Here is a 15,548-nt window from a genome sequence, read left to right as displayed (position 1 = left end):
TCAACGGTGGTTCAGTTGAGGATGCTCTGGGCGACCGTCGCGAGCTGGCCGTTGTCGGCCTCGCTGAGGCGCTCGTCGCCGATCTTCAGGCGCAGACGCGGGCGACCGACGTCGATCGGGACCTTCTCGGTGTCGATCAGACCCATGTCCTCGAGTTTGGTCTTCGTCCGGCTGAAGGTCGCTTTGGAGGCGATACCGACGTCCTCGCCCCACTTGCTGATGTCGTACAGCAGGGCCTCGTTCTTGGCGGCGACGAGCAGCGAAATCGTCACTTCGTCGAGACCGTCTCCGTCGCCGCGGGCGGTCTCGAGCGAGTTGAGAATCGACGTGAAGTCGGCTTCGGCCTCGGGGCTGATCTCCTCGGAGAGGGTCTCGCGGACGTCCGTAATCGGCGGGGTCCGGAGATTGAACGCGGATGCGCCCTCCCAGCGGGCGGCGTAGGTGTCGTAGGTGTCCTCGACGAAGCTCTCGTCGTCGGTGATGAGGCCACCGACGCGGTCGCCAGCGTGCACGATCGCAATAACGCGATCGTCGGTGATCAACAGCGAATTCTCGGGAGCCTCATCGAGCGTTCGCAGTGCGAGTGCGCCCTCGCTAATGAGGTCGGCGGCGTTCGAGGCGACGATAAAGTCGTCCATGACGTCTTTCAGCGTGCGCTCATCGGCGAGCATGTGCACTGACGGCCGTTCGCCATCGAATTCGGTTGCAACGGATACGAACTCTTCGATGGCGTCTGCCGATGGATTAACCATGTAGACGTCCCCGGTCGCCTCCTCGAGAACGGACTCGAGGATATCGTCAATCTGGTGGTTGAGTAAATTCGAGGTCATCTCTGTACAGAAGTAAACGGCTGCGAAGCACTTAATTTTGTTGGCCGTTTTCACGCTACAACTTGAACTCTGGCGCGGATACCGGTGTTTTTTGTCAAGTCCTCCCTCGATTCTTTAGTACTTTTTCAAGATTATTTGACACTCCGAGAACAATAGTAGGGTCACCGACAGCTGTATCAAACCCCAGAAACGACACGTGTTGCCGACCGACCGGATACCGTCGGAGCACCACGGTGGCCACCGCTCGTACGAGCGCTATGCGGTCGGGTGTGCAGTGTGGCGGTTAGTGGCTACGATAAAAACAGCGGTGCGCTGACTCGGTTAGGGTCCTCTGTATTCGGTAACTCGATCGAGGATGTTGAAGTCAGCGACGGACTGTGCAACGAACATGGTTACATCTTGGAGCGCGGTGCTAGCCTCGATGATGAATGTTGGATCCATCCATCAAGATGATCTACACGATACTATTTAAAAATGATGCTGCGTTTAAATAACTGATGATAACGTAGGTATATGTATCGAACTGTACTAGCAATACGAATCCCGGAGGGCGATCAGTCGTTCGTTCCGGTTGGCAGTACTACGACAAATCAATCGACGGTCGCTTTCGTTTGCTCACCGCACGCGCCGATGGGAGCTCCCGCTCAGGCGAAACCCTACAGCGAACGCCAACCGACTCGGAGGGACTTTTTGATTCGAATACGGACTGTTGGCGGGACTCGACCGATCAGCGCGTGAACTGGTCGACTAACGCTTTCGACCAGTACAGGTCGCCGTCGTAGATGACCGACGCATCGGTTTCGTTTAGCAAGGAGACGAGCCCCGATTCCGTGAGCGTAAAACTCGATTCGGATCCACAGAGGTAGGCGAACTCGTTGTCCTCGGTGTGCGGGAAGTAGTACGACCCGGTCACCCGCGTCGAATAACAGTCGAACGAGACCAGATACCGGTCGCCAGCATCCTCGAGTTCCTCGAGCGTGATGGTGATCGGAAGTCGATGCTCCCCCTGGATGAGCGAGTGCGTGCCATCACCGACGACCGCGTAGTCTTTTCCCATCATGATCCGTCTGCGTGCGAGTCCCAGCGCACGCTCGATGCTGAACCCGTGGACGAGGAGTTTGGCGAACGTCGAGCCGACTTTGATGGCGTGATCGTTCAACACCTTGGTAAACGTCACCGCACCAGCGACGCTTCCTTTTTCGATCAGTCCCATACCCTCGTAGTAGGATCCACAGGCGTTGAGGAAGAACGTCTGGGCGTTACAGCGACTCAAACTCGAGGTCGAGAGGTAGCCGTCCGAACAGCGCAGTCCTCCGGTTTCGCAGTGGCCGATGTAGTGGACGAACTCGTACTCGCTCTCGAAGACGCGCGCGAGGTCGGCCGTCGTGAGCGACTCGGCGACGGTCACGTCCATTTCCAGTTCCTCGGAGCGCCGGCGATAGATATCGGCGACGTCGTCGTGTTCGCCGGCCATCTCGGGATCGTTCAGCACGACGCAGATCGATGTCGAGTCCCGCGAGCGCTCGAGGTAGTCGAGGCGGTTGTGGTAGGCTTCGGGCGTCGTTTTGAAGACGTCGATCGGGACGCCGTCCGCGAGCCAGCCGTGGGCCCGTCCGTTCCGGAGTTCGGGTTTGACGATGTCGACCGTGGCGACCGTCCCGGTGCTCGCCCTGTCGCGGCTGGTGCTATCGGATCTCCCGCCGCGATAGAAGTCCGCTAAGGACCGCTCGACCAGTTCCCGGCCCTCGAGTTCGGAGGTTCGGGGCATGTAGATCATGCTCAGCCGGTCGAGCAAGAAGGGCAGCATCTCGATGCTGTTGTACTCGGGCGTGACGTACGTCGAGAGGTGCCAGTCCGGAAGCCGGTGTTCGATCGCGGCGTAGTTGACGTCGAGATACGTCGCGAGTCGTCGTTGCGGGCTGGCATCGTACAGGGCGCCGGCGTCGAGTCCGAGGGTCTCGAGTATGGTTTGTTCCGCCAGGTTCGTCCGATAGGGACCCGCGTTGCGAACGAGGCAATCGAGGAAGAACGACTTGCGCAGCAGTCGCTCGACGTCGCGCTCGAACTCGGGCATTGGCGACAGTTGCGTCTCGATGTCGAGGGCGGGGAGGCGGAGCGTCGGGCGCGTTGGACCAGTTCGCCGACAGTCGCTGGTTTTGAGGGTGGCCTGCAGGTAGTACGCCAGCGGCGACGCAACGAACAGCGATTCGTAGTCGGGCGGAACGACGATCTCGATTCCGGATCTGTCGCCCTCGTTCCGCAGGTGATCGGGGATGTCGAGGCTGTCGCCTTGCTCGACGAGTGATGGATGGCCACGAAGGGTGGGGTACGTGCGGTCCGAGGTGTCCGTCTTGTAGGACGCGGAGAGGTGACTGACGGCCGTTGCGATTCCTTCGGGGGAGTCGGGGACGGTGATCGTCCCCGTCGGGAGTTCGTGATGACTCCTGAGTCCGACGACCACGCGAACGCGGTCCTGAAAGGAGACGACGATTGATTCGTAGTCGTCGGTTTTCTCGATCGTCGCCGCGCCGGAAAACTGCAGATACGTTTTGATATCCGTATCGATATCGAGGATGTACTCGTCGGGAGGCAGCGAAAGCGGTTCGCCGTTCGGATCGAGTTCGTACTGCTCGTTCACCGCGAGCGAAAAGGCGTAGGCGACCGCGTGTGGGAACTCGAGTTCGTCCGTCGTGACGACGAGGGTCTCCTCGACCGGCCGGGGAATATCTGGAGCCGACTCCTCGACGACGATATCGGCACCGTGAACCGACAACGCGGTGTTATCGGCGTCCGTGACACGGAGCGTATTGTCGTCTACTACCCACTCTAGCATTCGGTACGCTGAATATCACTCCGTGAAGTTAGTTGTATCGGGTGTGGTGTGTGAACACGGGTGGTGAATTGCCGGGGACCGACCCGATAATCGACATCGTTCGGGTCTCACAACCGTGCGAGTGGTCGACAGTTCTCGGTATCCTCGACGGCACCGGATAGTGGCTCCACTTGCCGAAGACGGGTACATTTATGCAGCCGCCAGACCGCACATCGAACATGGAACACGAGCACGTTCGGGACGTCGATCCCGCCGTCGCCGATGCACTCGAGGGGGAGGTAGACCGCCAGCGGAACTCGCTCCAGATGATCGCGAGCGAGAACCACGCCAGCCGGGCGGTCATCGACGCCCAGGGGAGCGCACTGACGAACAAGTACGCCGAAGGGTATCCCGGCTCGCGCTACTACGGCGGCTGTGAGTTCGCCGACGAGGTCGAACAGCTCGCGATCGACCGCGCCGAGGAGCTGTTCGGCGCAGAGCACGTCAACGTCCAACCCCACTCGGGCACGCAGGCCAATCAGGCCGTCTACTTCGCGATGCTCGAGCCCGGCGACAAGATCCTTTCGCTGGATCTGACCCACGGCGGCCACCTGAGCCACGGTCACCCGGCGAACTTCGTCGGCCAGCTCTACGACGTCGAGCAGTACGAGGTCGATCCCGAGACGGGTTACCTCGACTACGAGGGCCTCGCCGAGCACGCCGAAGCGTTCGAACCGGACGTCATCGTCTCGGGATACTCTGCCTACCCGCGCGAAATCGAGTGGGAGCGTATTCAGGAGACCGCCGACAACGTCGACGCGCTCCACCTCGCGGACATCGCTCACATCACCGGCCTCGTCGCCGCCGGCGTTCACTCGTCGCCGGTCGGCATCGCCGACTTCGTCACCGGCTCGACCCACAAGACGATCCGCTCCGGCCGCGGTGGGATCGTCATGTGCGACGAGGAGTACGCCGACGACATCGATTCGGCTGTCTTCCCCGGCGGGCAGGGCGGCCCCCTCATGCACAATATCGCCGGCAAGGCCGTCGGCTTCAAAGAAGCCCTCGAGCCCGAGTTCGAAGACTACGCCTCCCAGACGGTCGCAAACGCGAAGGCCCTGGGTGAGAGCCTCGTCGAGAACGGCTTCTCGCTGGTCTCCGAGGGTACCGACAACCACCTCGTGCTCGTCGACCTGCGCGAGAGCCACCCCGACACGTCCGGTGGGGACGCGGAGGAGGCTCTCGAGGAGGCCGGCATCGTCCTCAACGGGAACACGGTCCCCGGCGAGACGCGCTCGGCGTTCGACCCCTCGGGTATTCGCGCCGGTACGCCGGCGCTGACGACCCGCGGCTTCGACGAGGACGACTGCCGGACGGTCGGCGACCTGATCACCCGCGTCATCGACGCTCCCGAGGACGAGGCCGTTATCGCCGACGTCCGCGAGGAAGTGCAGTCGCTGTGTGACGAGAACCCGCTGTACGCGGACGAGTAAGGATAACCGACCCGATCACCGCACCGTTTCGCTCGGTTTCGACGGCTTACTGCTGACCGGTCGCGGTCCCGAAAGTCGTCACGACGTCGCCGACGTGCTCAGCCACCGCGTCAACCGAACCTCGGTACCTGACGGTTACGACCGTCGCATTTCGATCTACCGCGAGGTCACCTCGGATCCCTCGAGGAAGAACCGGTTCGACTGCCGCGGACGCGGAACCGATACCGAGATCTCGCTCGAGCGCTTTGGCGAGCGGGTCGGCGGCGTCACTCGCTTCGACTTCGTATGCGACGTCGACGATCGCCTCGCGATCTTCTGTAGCGATTGACACCGACGTGTTGGCCACCGGATCATACTCCGCCGTTCGTGGTGATGGCGAGTCAGCCTGGAACGCAAGTCCGGTCGTTGCGAACCGAACTGGCGCGTCTCGATCGGTACGTTCGAACGGCCGTAAGACGGCGTCGGCGACGGGATCGGTATCGCCGTGCCAGACGTCGACGACGGACCGAACGACGCGAGCGGTACCGATGGCGACGGCCTGGTCGGCCAGCGTTGCTGCGCCGAGTTCGTCGGTCTCGTAGATGGCTCGTCCGTGGTACGTCCCGGGCTCAGGCTCGTCTCGGCCGGGCCGCTCGAGGATTTCACGCAGGTCGTCTTCGGACCACTCAGCCCAAACGACGGCACCGCTCCCATAACCCGTATTTGACCCGATAACAGCTAGCTTTCCGACGTCGGCGGAAACGACATCCGACGACGGTCCATCCGAGAAATCGGCTATCGCTGTCGCGATTCCAGCGAAGGAAGAACCACCGAGTAGCCGCTTTGCGAGTGCCGTTGTGGCGGGGTTGTGGTGCGTCTCCTCCGGATGGATCACCAGAAGTGGATCGCTCTCCGCAGGAACGGTTCCCGCGGTGAACCCAGCAGCGCCGGGTGACTGGGATCGTTCGTCGGACGCAGGGAGGGAGGCACAGCCGCCAAGTCCTCCCAACACGCATCCCGCGACGATAGCGTTCCGTCGGGTGATCTGGAAGTCCATCTGCGGACTATGATACCCTACATGTTCGAATTACGTCAACAAAAGGATATCGTCGCAAGATCGGTTTCATGGTTCGGCTGTCCCAGCCGCTCCCGCCACTGAGTCCGTATTCGAGATCGGCATCACTCTCGAGTATCACTGTCGCCGAGACGGTCCTCGACGAGCGAGTACACTCGGAGGGTATGCACAAACATGTGTTTTTTCCGCGTTTCAACGCTATTTCTGAGCACGAACCCGAGGGTTGATTAGCCTCGCGGTCACCCGTTCGAGTAATGACGGAGATCATCGATGGCAACGCTGTTGCGAGCGAAATCCGAGATAATCTGACGGACGCGATCGAGACGCTGGCCGACGCGGGTTCGCGACCGGGACTGGCGACCGTGTTGATGGGCGACGACCCCGCCAGCCAGACCTACGTGAACATGAAACAGCGCGATTGCGAGGAGGTCGGCATCGAGAGCCACCACGTCGACGTCGCCGGCGACGCCCCGCCCGAGACCCTGTACGACACCATCGCCGATCTCAACGCCGATCCCGAGATCCACGGCTACATCGTTCAGGCGCCCGTCCCCGACCACGTCGACTACCGCGAAGTCATCCGACGGGTAGATCCCGCAAAGGACGTCGACGGGTTCCACCCGGAGAACGTCGGCCGCCTCGTCGCCGGCGACGCCCGCTTCCGACCGTGTACTCCCCACGGCGTCCAGAAGCTGCTCGAGGACGCTGCTATCGACCTCGAGGGGAAGGACGTCACCATCGTCGGTCGGTCGGACATCGTCGGCAAACCCCTGGCCAACCTGTTGATCCAGAAGGCCGACGACGGAAACGCGACGGTGACGGTCTGTCACTCCCGAACCACGGATCTCGCGGCAAAAACTCGCGGCGCGGACGTCGTGGTCGCGGCCGCCGGCGCGCCCGAACTTATCGACGGCTCGATGATCGGCGATGGTGCGGTCGTGATCGACGTCGGCGTCAACCGCGTGGACGCCGACAACGAGAAGGGGTACGAACTCGTCGGCGACGTCGAATTCGAGAGCGCGAAAGAGCGAGCGAGCGCGATCACGCCCGTTCCGGGCGGCGTCGGCCCGATGACGCGCGCGATGCTCCTGTACAACACGGTCAAGGCCGCGAGCCTGCAAAACGGCGTCGACGTCGATCTCCCCTGAAACGAAGTCCGGATCTGTGACGCACTCATCGCGTCCGATTTCGCCACGTTCCGTTCGTTCTACTCCGAACCGGTGAACTCGAGCTCCTCGAGTCGGTCCTGTGCCCGCGTAAAGGCCAGTTCGTCGCCGCGGAGTCCGTTCGCCAGATCGCGGGTCGCCGCGATCAGACGGTCGGCCAACTGCGGCTCGATGTCGCCGTCGAGCATTCGAATCCGCGTGACGTGTTCGCCGAGCGTCTCCAAGGCGGCGCGCTCGGCGGCCGTGAGTTCGCGGTCCGCAGCCCAGGTGCGAACGTCCCGACGGTATTCTCGGACGGCGTTGGCGGAGGCGATCCCGCGAGCCCCTCGCAGGGAGGGTGGGAGCTCCGCGGCTGGCGGGCGCTCGCCGTCGTCGGCGTCGCGAAGCAAGGAGAGGAAATAGAGCTCCTCGCGCTCCTCGAGGCGGCTATCCCGACCGACGATGTCGGCGACGTGGCGCAGTTCGCTGGCGGCCAGATAGGTGTCGTCGAGCTCTCGAAGCGTGCCGGCGTTGACGAAGCCGCGGCGACGAACGTACTCGCGGCACGCTTCGCTAGCCCGCTGGGCGAGATCGTCGGTCGGGACCTCGTCGATGGCGTTTCGGACCGACGTAAGGTCGAACTCCGCTTGCAGATCGGTGTGTTCGGTTCGGTCGTCGATACCGACGCTGCGAAGGTTTCCGCAGGCCGGACAGCCGACGCTGCCGGTTTCGTAGTACGACCAGCGGGTCCCACACTCCGTACACTCGCGCTCACCCCGAATTTTCATGGAAGACGGTACGCGTTGGAGCCCAAAAGTCACACCGGAGTCGGGCTACAGGTTCGTGACGAGCAAACCCACAGCCCAGACGTGCCGATGCAGACCGTGAACCAGTCCGCGCGGGCCCGGGGGAGGAGCGCGATGATCTGCGCGATGGTCAACGCGGCGGCTGGCTCGAGGTACCGGGGCCTAGTGAGTTCGATCATAACAACGACCGCGACGTCACGGTATGACCGGGTTGGGGACGATAGCGCCTATCTTTCCGAGTGCGACGACGGCCCTTATCAGAAGGACGAGGAGGGGGACGACGAACGCGAACCAGAAGGCAGCCGGTCGTATCATGAGCTGATCATTACGTGTACATTCCAACAATGTTATGAGTCGGTGTCAGTGGAAAACCCACAGAGGGTAGACGGTTACAGGTGCTACAACGAATTTACCTGTCGAACAGTGCGCAATCAGTGACGGTCATGCATTTTGGGGTGACGTTCAACGGGTGATTAACGGACGGCAGTTGCAGGCCGCACTGAAACCAGCGGAAACGTCCTATCCAGGTATATGTCCGAACCAAGACTCAACCGGCGCAAGTTCGTCGTTACCGCAGGTACTGCAAGTGCACTCGTCCTGGCTGGCTGTTCCGACAGCGGCCCCGGCGGTGACGATAACGAGACCGGAGACAATGAGACCGGAGATAACGAAACTGGAGACAACGAGACCGGAGACAACGAGACCGAAGGCGGCGACGAGACGTACATGCTGACAGTCACCGTCGAGGACGACCAGGGAGAGCCCGTCGAGGGAGCCACCGTCGAACTCGACGAGGCCGATAGCGGCATGATGGGCGATGACGGCAATATGACGGAGGAGAACGGTAACGAGTCCGACAACGAGACGAACGAGACCAACGAGACGGAAACCGGCTCCTTCATCCAGGACAACGAATCTAACGAGACGAACGAGACCAACGAGACCAACGAGACCAACGAGACCGGCAACGAAACCGAAAACGGCCTCGAAGACGTCCAAGAGTTCCCGCTCGAGGACGAGACGAACGAGGACGGCGAAGTCGAGTTCGACGAACTCGAGGACGGCGAGTACACCGTCATGGCCGAATACGAAGGCGACGAGGCCGAAGACGACGTCGAGATCGACGGCGCCGACGAAGAGCTCACGCTGACTCTCGGCGAGGAGGGCGGAAGCGGCAACGAAACCGAGTCTAACGAGTCTAACGAGTCTAACGAGTCCAACGAGAGCGACCTCTAACTCAGCGGTACTCGTCGCTCGAGTGCGACCCGCGGTGTCGGTACGAAAGACGGACAACTAAGCTGTGACCGTTTTCCAATCGGTTTTTTGCTATGATCCCGTAGCAACTGCATTCACCGGATCGACTGCGATCTGTCAGTGACACACGGCAGCGAGCGAACCGAGGTTCAACATAACAGGACGGATAGTTGTCGGTCGAAACTCGTGGCTTATCGCTGGAAGCGGACGAGACGGTGTGAACGGAACGTCCCAATCCCCGGTTAGCGACTCGGCGACCTTTTTCCTGTTGGGACGCATACCGCCACGCATGCGTGACGAAGAAGAGATCCGCGAGCAGTACGAGTTCCTCGAGGAGCATCTCGAGAGCGAGGACATGCGACACGACGGCGTCAGACAGATGTTTACCTACTACAAGCGCGCCATCGGCTGGGTCCTCGAAGAAGAGCATATGTGAGGTCACCTGAACAGTCTCACGAGTCTCACCAGTGTCGTTACCTTTAAGTACACTCGGCAGAACCTTTCAGGTGACGCTTCGCTTGGAGGGCCGAAGCGTCAGCGGGGACCAATTCAGGGCGGCAAGCATTCGCGTGACATTTTTCCGTCACGCGATCTGCTTTCCTGTTTCGCGTACAATACTACGAGCGGCGGCTTTTCGACTGTTTGTCTTCGAATGACTCGACACTACCGTAACTCCCTCATATAATAATGCCGAACTGGTTTAGACGGACTGTAAACATGACCGCCTCATTATGTATGACCCACCCCGGAACCCTCATGGCTATTATCATTCGACAGAAAGCCAAATGACGCGCTTCGTTGGTAATATCCCTGTTTCCATCGAAACAACCCGATAGCCTTATTAAAATTCGACAGTAAGTACGAGTGGTACTTTCCCAATGTACGACCTGACAGGATTTCAGCGGGACCTGCTGTACGTCATCGCTGGCGAGGAGGAACCTCACGGACTGGCAATTAAAGAAGAACTCGAGCAGTACTACGAAAAAGAGATCCACCACGGACGGCTCTATCCCAACCTCGACACGCTCGTCGACAAGGGGCTCGTCGAGAAGGGGCGCCGTGACCGTCGGACGAACTTCTATACGCTCACCCGTCGCGGCCGCCGGGAACTCGAGGCGCGCCGGGACTGGGAAGAACAGTACGTCGAGTTGTAGGCCACGGCTCGGCTACCGCGCTCACGGGACTGCGTTTCGGACCCGTCGCGAGGAGTCGCCGACCGAAGAGACGCCGCCGGTTGGACGCCGGTGTGACGAATCCCGCGGACGGCTTCGGCGGATCCCACGGGGAGACAGCCGGCAGTATCCCGGTACTGTTTCCGTTCCTCCCACCCATTTCGGGTTTCCGCCTGCTGGGAGCGGTCACCGGAGTCGAACGAGCAGTCCCGGAAGCTGTCAGGGAGGCACAGTTCGCGGTGTACGTCTCGAGCGGGAGAGTCGGCGCGGGTGCGGTCCGCGCGACGGTCGCCGCCTGCACGGACACCTCATCGGCGCGTCGCGACTGGGTCGTTCACGATAGCCTGAACGTCTCCGGCCCGTTTTCGGGCGATCTGCGAGTTATATAGCTACCGGCGATCTGCAGCGCCAGAGAGTTCAGATCGTCGGTTCCGGCACGCCGCTTATGTAGGGCCGCGATGAAGTGGCCACAGTGAACGGGGTCACGCTGCAGATCGTCGACGCACCACTAGACGAAACGGTCGTCCGAATTGCCCTCGCCGGAGCGCTCGGCATGTTCCTCGGATTAGAGCGCGAGTGGTCACAGAAGTCCGCCGGTATCCGGACGTTCTCGTTGATCAGCCTCCTCGGAGCCGTCTTTACGATACTGGTCTTCGAGACCGAGATCGGCGAAGCGCTCCTCGTCCTCGGCGGGCTGCTCGTCATCGTCCAGGGCGTGTTGCTGGCGGTCCAGGGTCTACTGAGCGAGGACGACGCCGGCCTCTCGCTGACGACCTCGGTCTCGATGCTCGTCGCCTACGGCGTCGGCGCGCTGGTCGCCGCCGGTTTCATCATCGAGGGCGTGACCGTCGCCGTCCTCTCCTCGCTGTTGCTCGTCCTCAAACGAGAGCTCCACGAGTTCGCGTGGGGGCTCTCCCACGAGGAAATGCGCTCGACGACCGAGTTCGCCATCCTCGCGTTCGTCATTTATCCGCTGTTACCCGCCGAGTGGAACCCCGAAATCGCCGGCATCGTGATCCCGCTCGAGCCACAGGTGATCTGGCTCATGGTCGTCGCCGTCGCGGGAATCGGGATCGTTAACTACGCGATCGTCTCGACGTACGGCGGCCGAGGGATCGCCGTCACCGGCTTCTTCGGCGGACTCGCGTCTTCGACGGCCGTCGTCGGGACGATGCTCGATCACGTCCGCCAGCGACCGGAGGCCGCTTCCTACGCCGTCGCGGCGATCTTGCTGGCCAACGCGGCGATGGCCGCGCGGAACCTCGCGATCGCAGTCGGCTTTACGCTCGGGAGCGACACTGAAGTTCTATTCGAGGCGATCGTTCCGCTCGGTGCCGTTATTCTGGTCGCGTTCGCCGTCGCCGCCAAAACCGCCGACTGGAGCGAATCCGGCCCGATCGAACTCCAGAGCCCGTTCTCGATGAAGAACGCGCTCGCGTTCGGGGGCGTCTTCCTCGTCGTCCTCGTCTTCGGATCGGTCGCCGAAACGTGGTTCGGCACCCTCGGATTCTACGCGACGGCGGTCGCGAGCGGCTTCGTCTCGAGCGCCGGCGCGACCACGTCGGCGGTCGTGCTCTATCGCGGCGGCCAACTCGGTCCCGCCGAGGCGACGATCGCCATCCTGCTCGCGACGGTCTCGAGCATCATCGTCAAGGCCGTGCTCGCGTCGACGTCGCCGAACCACGGCTTTCGCAATCAGGTCGCAGCCTACAGCGGGCTGTTGTTGCTCGGCGGGGCGTTGGCGTCGGTCGTGATCGTTATCTAGGCGGAAACGGCGGCTATTCGTTTGACGGGCGGCGGGTATTTCACTCGAGCATACCAATGAATGTCGTATGGACCGCGCCACGGTCGAACCCGAGGTCGAGACGATTCCCGGAGAACGAGCCAGACAGTGGGCCAAGTACCATCATGAGTTTGCCGCCCCGAGTACGTACGTCTACGAGTTCGTCTGGGATACGAGCGCCGACGCGATCGGACCGTTCTGTATCGACGTCGACGGCAACGTCTTGCTCGATTTCACGAGCCACGTCGCCGCCGCCCCGCTGGGGTACAACAATCCCGCGATCCGCGAGAAACTCCGCGAGTTCGACCTCGTCGACCCGCTAAAGATCGCCGGACAGGACTTTTACGTGAGCAACGGCGGCTCGCCCGAAGATCCCGACCTTCCCGGCCCGACACAGTTGATGGACCGACTGGTCGCGATGACCGACCACTACGACATGGATCGGGTCTTTCTCTCGAATTCGGGAGCCGAAGCCGTCGAGAACGCGATCAAGATCTGCTACGCCGCGGGCGGCCACCGCGCGTTCACCTTCGACGGCGGGTTCCACGGCCGCACCCTCGGCGCGCTCTCGCTCAACCGGTCGAAAGCCGTCCACCGCCGCGGCTTTCCAGAAATACCCGGCGTGGTCAGCGTCCCGTTCCCCTCGAGCCGGGACGCGTACGAGCGCCGCTGGCTGACCGACGGTCCCGGCGGCAACGTCGTCGCCGATAGCCTTCACCCCGAACGAGGCGTGATCGATCCCGACGAGGTCGCCTTTCTCATCCTCGAGCCGATCCAGGGCGAAGGCGGATATCGACCCGCGTACCCCGAGTTCGCGCGGGATCTCGAGGCGCTGCGCGAGCGCTACGATCTCAAGATCGTCGCCGACGAAATTCAGTCGGGACTCGGCCGCACGGGCGAACTGTGGGCCGTCGACCACCTCGATCTCACGCCGGACGTCATCACAGCGGGGAAGGGATTGCGCGTGGGTGCGACCATCTCTCGATCGGACGTGTTCCCGGAACGGACGGGACGAATCTCCTCGACCTGGGGCGCGGGGGACGTCATCGCCGCGATGCAGGGCGTCCTCACGATCGACGCCATCCACGAGGAGAACCTGCTCGCGAACGTCCGTGAGCGCGGCGAGCAGTTACGGAGCCGACTCGAGGAACACGATCTCGAGGCGATCGTCGACATCCGCGGGCGCGGGTTGATGCTCGCGGTGGAGTTCGACACCAAAGCGCGCCGAGAGGCCGTTCTCGAGGCGGCGTTCGAGCGCGGACTGCTCACCCTCGGCTGTGGCTACAAGACCCTGCGACTGTTGCCGCCTCTCGACGTCACCGAACGAGAGATCGATCTCGGCGTAGACCTGCTGCTCGAGTCGATCGAAGCGGTTACGACGTAGTTCGTCAGCGGTCGTCGTACGAAAGCCCCAGCCTCTTTCCACTCCCTAGTCAAGCCGACGTACGATGATTGGCGCACTCACCGTCGGCAAGAAAGCGGTGACATTCGGCTACAAACGCTACGGTATTCCGGGGGCGATAGCGTCGGGTGGCATCGCACTCGTAGGATACGTTGCGGTTCGACGAGCCCTGCAGTCGGCGACCAACGCCGACGGTACCACGCTCGATTCGGCTATCGATGCCGAATCGATCACGAACGCGGTCGATCGGGAGGGGTTACAGGCCGTGACCGACGTCCAGTCGTCGGTGTCGGAGGATACGGACGGGTTCAGCGACGACTCCGAGCCGGATCCGGCGGACTCGAGCGCAGAATAGTCGGGCTCGACGGCCCCGAGACGACACCGACAGCCGTTCGAACTACTCGCCGCGCAGTTCGTTCATGTGGTCGATCCGCCGCTGGACGAGGTCGGCTTTGCCGATATCGTGGCGCACGTGCAGACCTTCTTCACCCGCGACCGCGAGTGCGTTCTCCGCGATCTCCTCGGCCTCGCCGATCGAGTCGGCGACGCCGACGAGCGCGAACGATCGGGAGGTCGTGGTGTAGATACCGTCGTCGCGTTCGTCCACGCTGGCGTAATAGAGGAGCGCGTCACCGGCGCTCTCTTCACTAACCTGTACTTTCGCTCCCGCTTCCGGATTCGTCGGGTAGCCTTCCGGCACGGCGTACTTACAGACGGTGGCCTTGTCGGCGAACTCGAGGGCCGGCGGCGCGTCGCCGTCCCGGGCAGCCGTGAGCACGTCGAGGAAGTCGGTCTCGAGGACGGGCAGCGTGTTCATCGCCTCGGGATCGCCGAAGCGAGCGTTGAACTCGATGACTTTCGGCCCCTCGCTGGTGAGCATGAACTGGCCGTAGAGGATACCCCGATAATCGTCGAGAGCGTCGACGGTGGCCTCGATGATCGAGACGGCCTCGTCGTAGTCGGCCTCGGTCATAAACGGCAGTTCGTCGCTCGCGTCGGAGTAGCTTCCCATGCCGCCCGTGTTCGGTCCCTCGTCGCCCTCGTAGGCACGCTTGTGGTCCTGAACCGCGGGTGCGGTCTCGAACGCCCCGTTGGCGACGAACGCCTGGACGGTAACCTCCTCGCCGATCAGCCGCTCCTCGAGTACGATCCGGTCGTAGTCGGAGTCGCGGATGTACTCCTTGCCCTCCTCGGCGGTGACCTGGTCGCCGATGACCTTGACGCCCTTGCCCCCCGTCAGTCCGGCGGGCTTGATCACGAGATCGCCGTCGTACTCGTCGATGTACTCACAGGCTGCGTCCATGTCGTCGAAGGTCTCGAACGCCGGACAGCCCGGAATGTCGTGTTCTCGCATGAACCGGCGCTGGAACGCCTTGTCCGTCTCGATGCGGGCGTCTTCCTTTTTCGGACCGAAGGCGTAGATGCCCGCATCCTCGAGTTCGTCCGCGATGCCGGCCTCGAGGGGAGCCTCGGGGCCGATAACGGCGATCGTCGCGTCGACCTCCTCGGCGTACTCGACCACGGCCTTCGGGTTGGTCGTCTCGAGCGTTTCGAACTCGCTCGCGATGCGGGCGATGCCCGGGTTTCGGTTGCCGGCGCAGGCGTAGAGGTCGGCCTCGCCGTCGTCGGACTGCGCCCGACTACCCGAGGCGCGTAGCGCCTCACTGTCCTCGAGCGCGCGGGCGATGGCGTGTTCGCGGCCGCCGCCGCCGATCAGGAGCACGTTCTCTCGCATGCTCGATAGCGGAACGCACGAACCTGTAAGCGTTGCTCTTTCCTCGAGCCGAACGTATGCAC

General features: G+C 62.4%; 14 protein-coding genes. 9 read left to right on the top strand and 5 right to left on the bottom strand.

The genetic code is table 11. From position 1 onward, the window contains the following. Positions 1 to 11: 11 nt before the first annotated feature. Complete coding sequence (gene tbsP, locus DWB23_RS11105; protein ID WP_121742858.1) at positions 12 to 830, bottom strand: transcriptional regulator TbsP; 819 nt, start codon at positions 828 to 830, stop codon at positions 12 to 14. A gap of 727 nt (positions 831 to 1,557) precedes the next feature. Continuing rightward, positions 1,558 to 3,663: a hypothetical protein gene (locus DWB23_RS11100; RefSeq protein WP_121742857.1), complete on the bottom strand. Its 2,106-nt coding sequence runs from the start codon at positions 3,661 to 3,663 to the stop codon at positions 1,558 to 1,560. Between the two features lie 218 nt (positions 3,664 to 3,881). Between DWB23_RS11100 and glyA the strand changes: the two genes are divergently transcribed. Then, positions 3,882 to 5,135 (top strand): serine hydroxymethyltransferase, encoded by a 1,254-nt coding sequence (glyA, locus tag DWB23_RS11095; RefSeq protein ID WP_121742856.1) that lies wholly within the window; start codon positions 3,882 to 3,884, stop codon positions 5,133 to 5,135. Positions 5,136 to 5,181: 46 nt separating this feature from the next. Here the strand turns inward: glyA and DWB23_RS11090 are convergent, their stop codons facing one another. After that, positions 5,182 to 6,171 (bottom strand): hypothetical protein, encoded by a 990-nt coding sequence (locus DWB23_RS11090; RefSeq protein WP_121742855.1) that lies wholly within the window; start codon positions 6,169 to 6,171, stop codon positions 5,182 to 5,184. 272 nt (positions 6,172 to 6,443) lie between these two features. Between DWB23_RS11090 and folD the strand changes: the two genes are divergently transcribed. Next, complete coding sequence (folD, locus tag DWB23_RS11085; RefSeq protein WP_121742854.1) at positions 6,444 to 7,337, top strand: bifunctional methylenetetrahydrofolate dehydrogenase/methenyltetrahydrofolate cyclohydrolase FolD; 894 nt, start codon at positions 6,444 to 6,446, stop codon at positions 7,335 to 7,337. 59 nt (positions 7,338 to 7,396) lie between these two features. On the opposite strand, the gene DWB23_RS11080 is transcribed toward folD, so the two are convergent. Beyond that, entirely contained in the window at positions 7,397 to 8,122 is a 726-nt protein-coding gene (locus DWB23_RS11080) for a DUF7117 family protein (protein WP_121742853.1), read from the bottom strand. 549 nt (positions 8,123 to 8,671) lie between these two features. On the opposite strand from DWB23_RS11080, the gene DWB23_RS11070 reads away from it, so the two are divergent. The 7 genes from DWB23_RS11070 to DWB23_RS11045 all read left to right on the top strand — a co-directional run bounded on the left by DWB23_RS11070 (position 8,672) and on the right by DWB23_RS11045 (position 14,106). Next, on the top strand, positions 8,672 to 9,376 hold the full coding sequence (locus DWB23_RS11070) for a hypothetical protein (protein WP_121742851.1): 705 nt from the start codon (positions 8,672 to 8,674) through the stop codon (positions 9,374 to 9,376). A 307-nt stretch (positions 9,377 to 9,683) separates the two neighbouring features. After that, positions 9,684 to 9,830: a hypothetical protein gene (locus tag DWB23_RS23015; RefSeq protein WP_162989799.1), complete on the top strand. Its 147-nt coding sequence runs from the start codon at positions 9,684 to 9,686 to the stop codon at positions 9,828 to 9,830. Between the two features lie 442 nt (positions 9,831 to 10,272). Further along, positions 10,273 to 10,548, top strand: coding sequence for a PadR family transcriptional regulator (locus DWB23_RS11065; RefSeq protein WP_121742850.1), 276 nt, complete (start codon positions 10,273 to 10,275; stop codon positions 10,546 to 10,548). A 92-nt stretch (positions 10,549 to 10,640) separates the two neighbouring features. Continuing rightward, positions 10,641 to 10,955: a hypothetical protein gene (locus DWB23_RS11060; protein ID WP_162989798.1), complete on the top strand. Its 315-nt coding sequence runs from the start codon at positions 10,641 to 10,643 to the stop codon at positions 10,953 to 10,955. Between the two features lie 83 nt (positions 10,956 to 11,038). Then, positions 11,039 to 12,331 (top strand): MgtC/SapB family protein, encoded by a 1,293-nt coding sequence (locus tag DWB23_RS11055; protein WP_121742848.1) that lies wholly within the window; start codon positions 11,039 to 11,041, stop codon positions 12,329 to 12,331. A 67-nt stretch (positions 12,332 to 12,398) separates the two neighbouring features. Continuing rightward, the gene (locus DWB23_RS11050) at positions 12,399 to 13,733 is read left to right on the top strand and encodes an aminotransferase class III-fold pyridoxal phosphate-dependent enzyme (protein WP_121742847.1); all 1,335 of its coding nucleotides are present in this window, start codon (positions 12,399 to 12,401) and stop codon (positions 13,731 to 13,733) included. Positions 13,734 to 13,797: 64 nt separating this feature from the next. Next, positions 13,798 to 14,106, top strand: coding sequence for a hypothetical protein (locus DWB23_RS11045; protein ID WP_121742846.1), 309 nt, complete (start codon positions 13,798 to 13,800; stop codon positions 14,104 to 14,106). A 42-nt stretch (positions 14,107 to 14,148) separates the two neighbouring features. Here DWB23_RS11045 and purD read toward each other — a convergent pair whose 3' ends face one another. After that, the gene (gene purD / locus DWB23_RS11040; RefSeq protein WP_121742845.1) at positions 14,149 to 15,486 is read right to left on the bottom strand and encodes a phosphoribosylamine--glycine ligase; all 1,338 of its coding nucleotides are present in this window, start codon (positions 15,484 to 15,486) and stop codon (positions 14,149 to 14,151) included. Positions 15,487 to 15,548 lie beyond the last annotated feature (62 nt).

The sequence above is a fragment of the Natronorubrum halophilum genome, from assembly GCF_003670115.1.
Taxonomy (GTDB): domain Archaea; phylum Halobacteriota; class Halobacteria; order Halobacteriales; family Natrialbaceae; genus Natronorubrum; species Natronorubrum halophilum.
This window is presented reverse-complemented; position numbering and strand designations above follow the sequence as displayed.

Bases quoted from the DNA above. Each gene is read 5' to 3' on its own strand.
- DWB23_RS11090 (WP_121742855.1), bottom strand. From the start codon at position 6,171: ATGGACTTCCAGATCACCCGACGGAACGCTATCGTCGCGGGATGCGTG.
- folD (WP_121742854.1), top strand. From the start codon at position 6,444: ATGACGGAGATCATCGATGGCAACGCTGTTGCGAGCGAAATCCGAGAT.
- DWB23_RS11100 (WP_121742857.1), bottom strand. From the start codon at position 3,663: ATGCTAGAGTGGGTAGTAGACGACAATACGCTCCGTGTCACGGACGCC.
- tbsP (WP_121742858.1), bottom strand. From the start codon at position 830: ATGACCTCGAATTTACTCAACCACCAGATTGACGATATCCTCGAGTCC.
- purD (WP_121742845.1), bottom strand. From the start codon at position 15,486: ATGCGAGAGAACGTGCTCCTGATCGGCGGCGGCGGCCGCGAACACGCC.
- DWB23_RS11070 (WP_121742851.1), top strand. From the start codon at position 8,672: ATGTCCGAACCAAGACTCAACCGGCGCAAGTTCGTCGTTACCGCAGGT.
- DWB23_RS11065 (WP_121742850.1), top strand. From the start codon at position 10,273: ATGTACGACCTGACAGGATTTCAGCGGGACCTGCTGTACGTCATCGCT.
- DWB23_RS11045 (WP_121742846.1), top strand. From the start codon at position 13,798: ATGATTGGCGCACTCACCGTCGGCAAGAAAGCGGTGACATTCGGCTAC.
- glyA (WP_121742856.1), top strand. From the start codon at position 3,882: ATGGAACACGAGCACGTTCGGGACGTCGATCCCGCCGTCGCCGATGCA.
- DWB23_RS11050 (WP_121742847.1), top strand. From the start codon at position 12,399: ATGGACCGCGCCACGGTCGAACCCGAGGTCGAGACGATTCCCGGAGAA.
- DWB23_RS23015 (WP_162989799.1), top strand. From the start codon at position 9,684: ATGCGTGACGAAGAAGAGATCCGCGAGCAGTACGAGTTCCTCGAGGAG.
- DWB23_RS11080 (WP_121742853.1), bottom strand. From the start codon at position 8,122: ATGAAAATTCGGGGTGAGCGCGAGTGTACGGAGTGTGGGACCCGCTGG.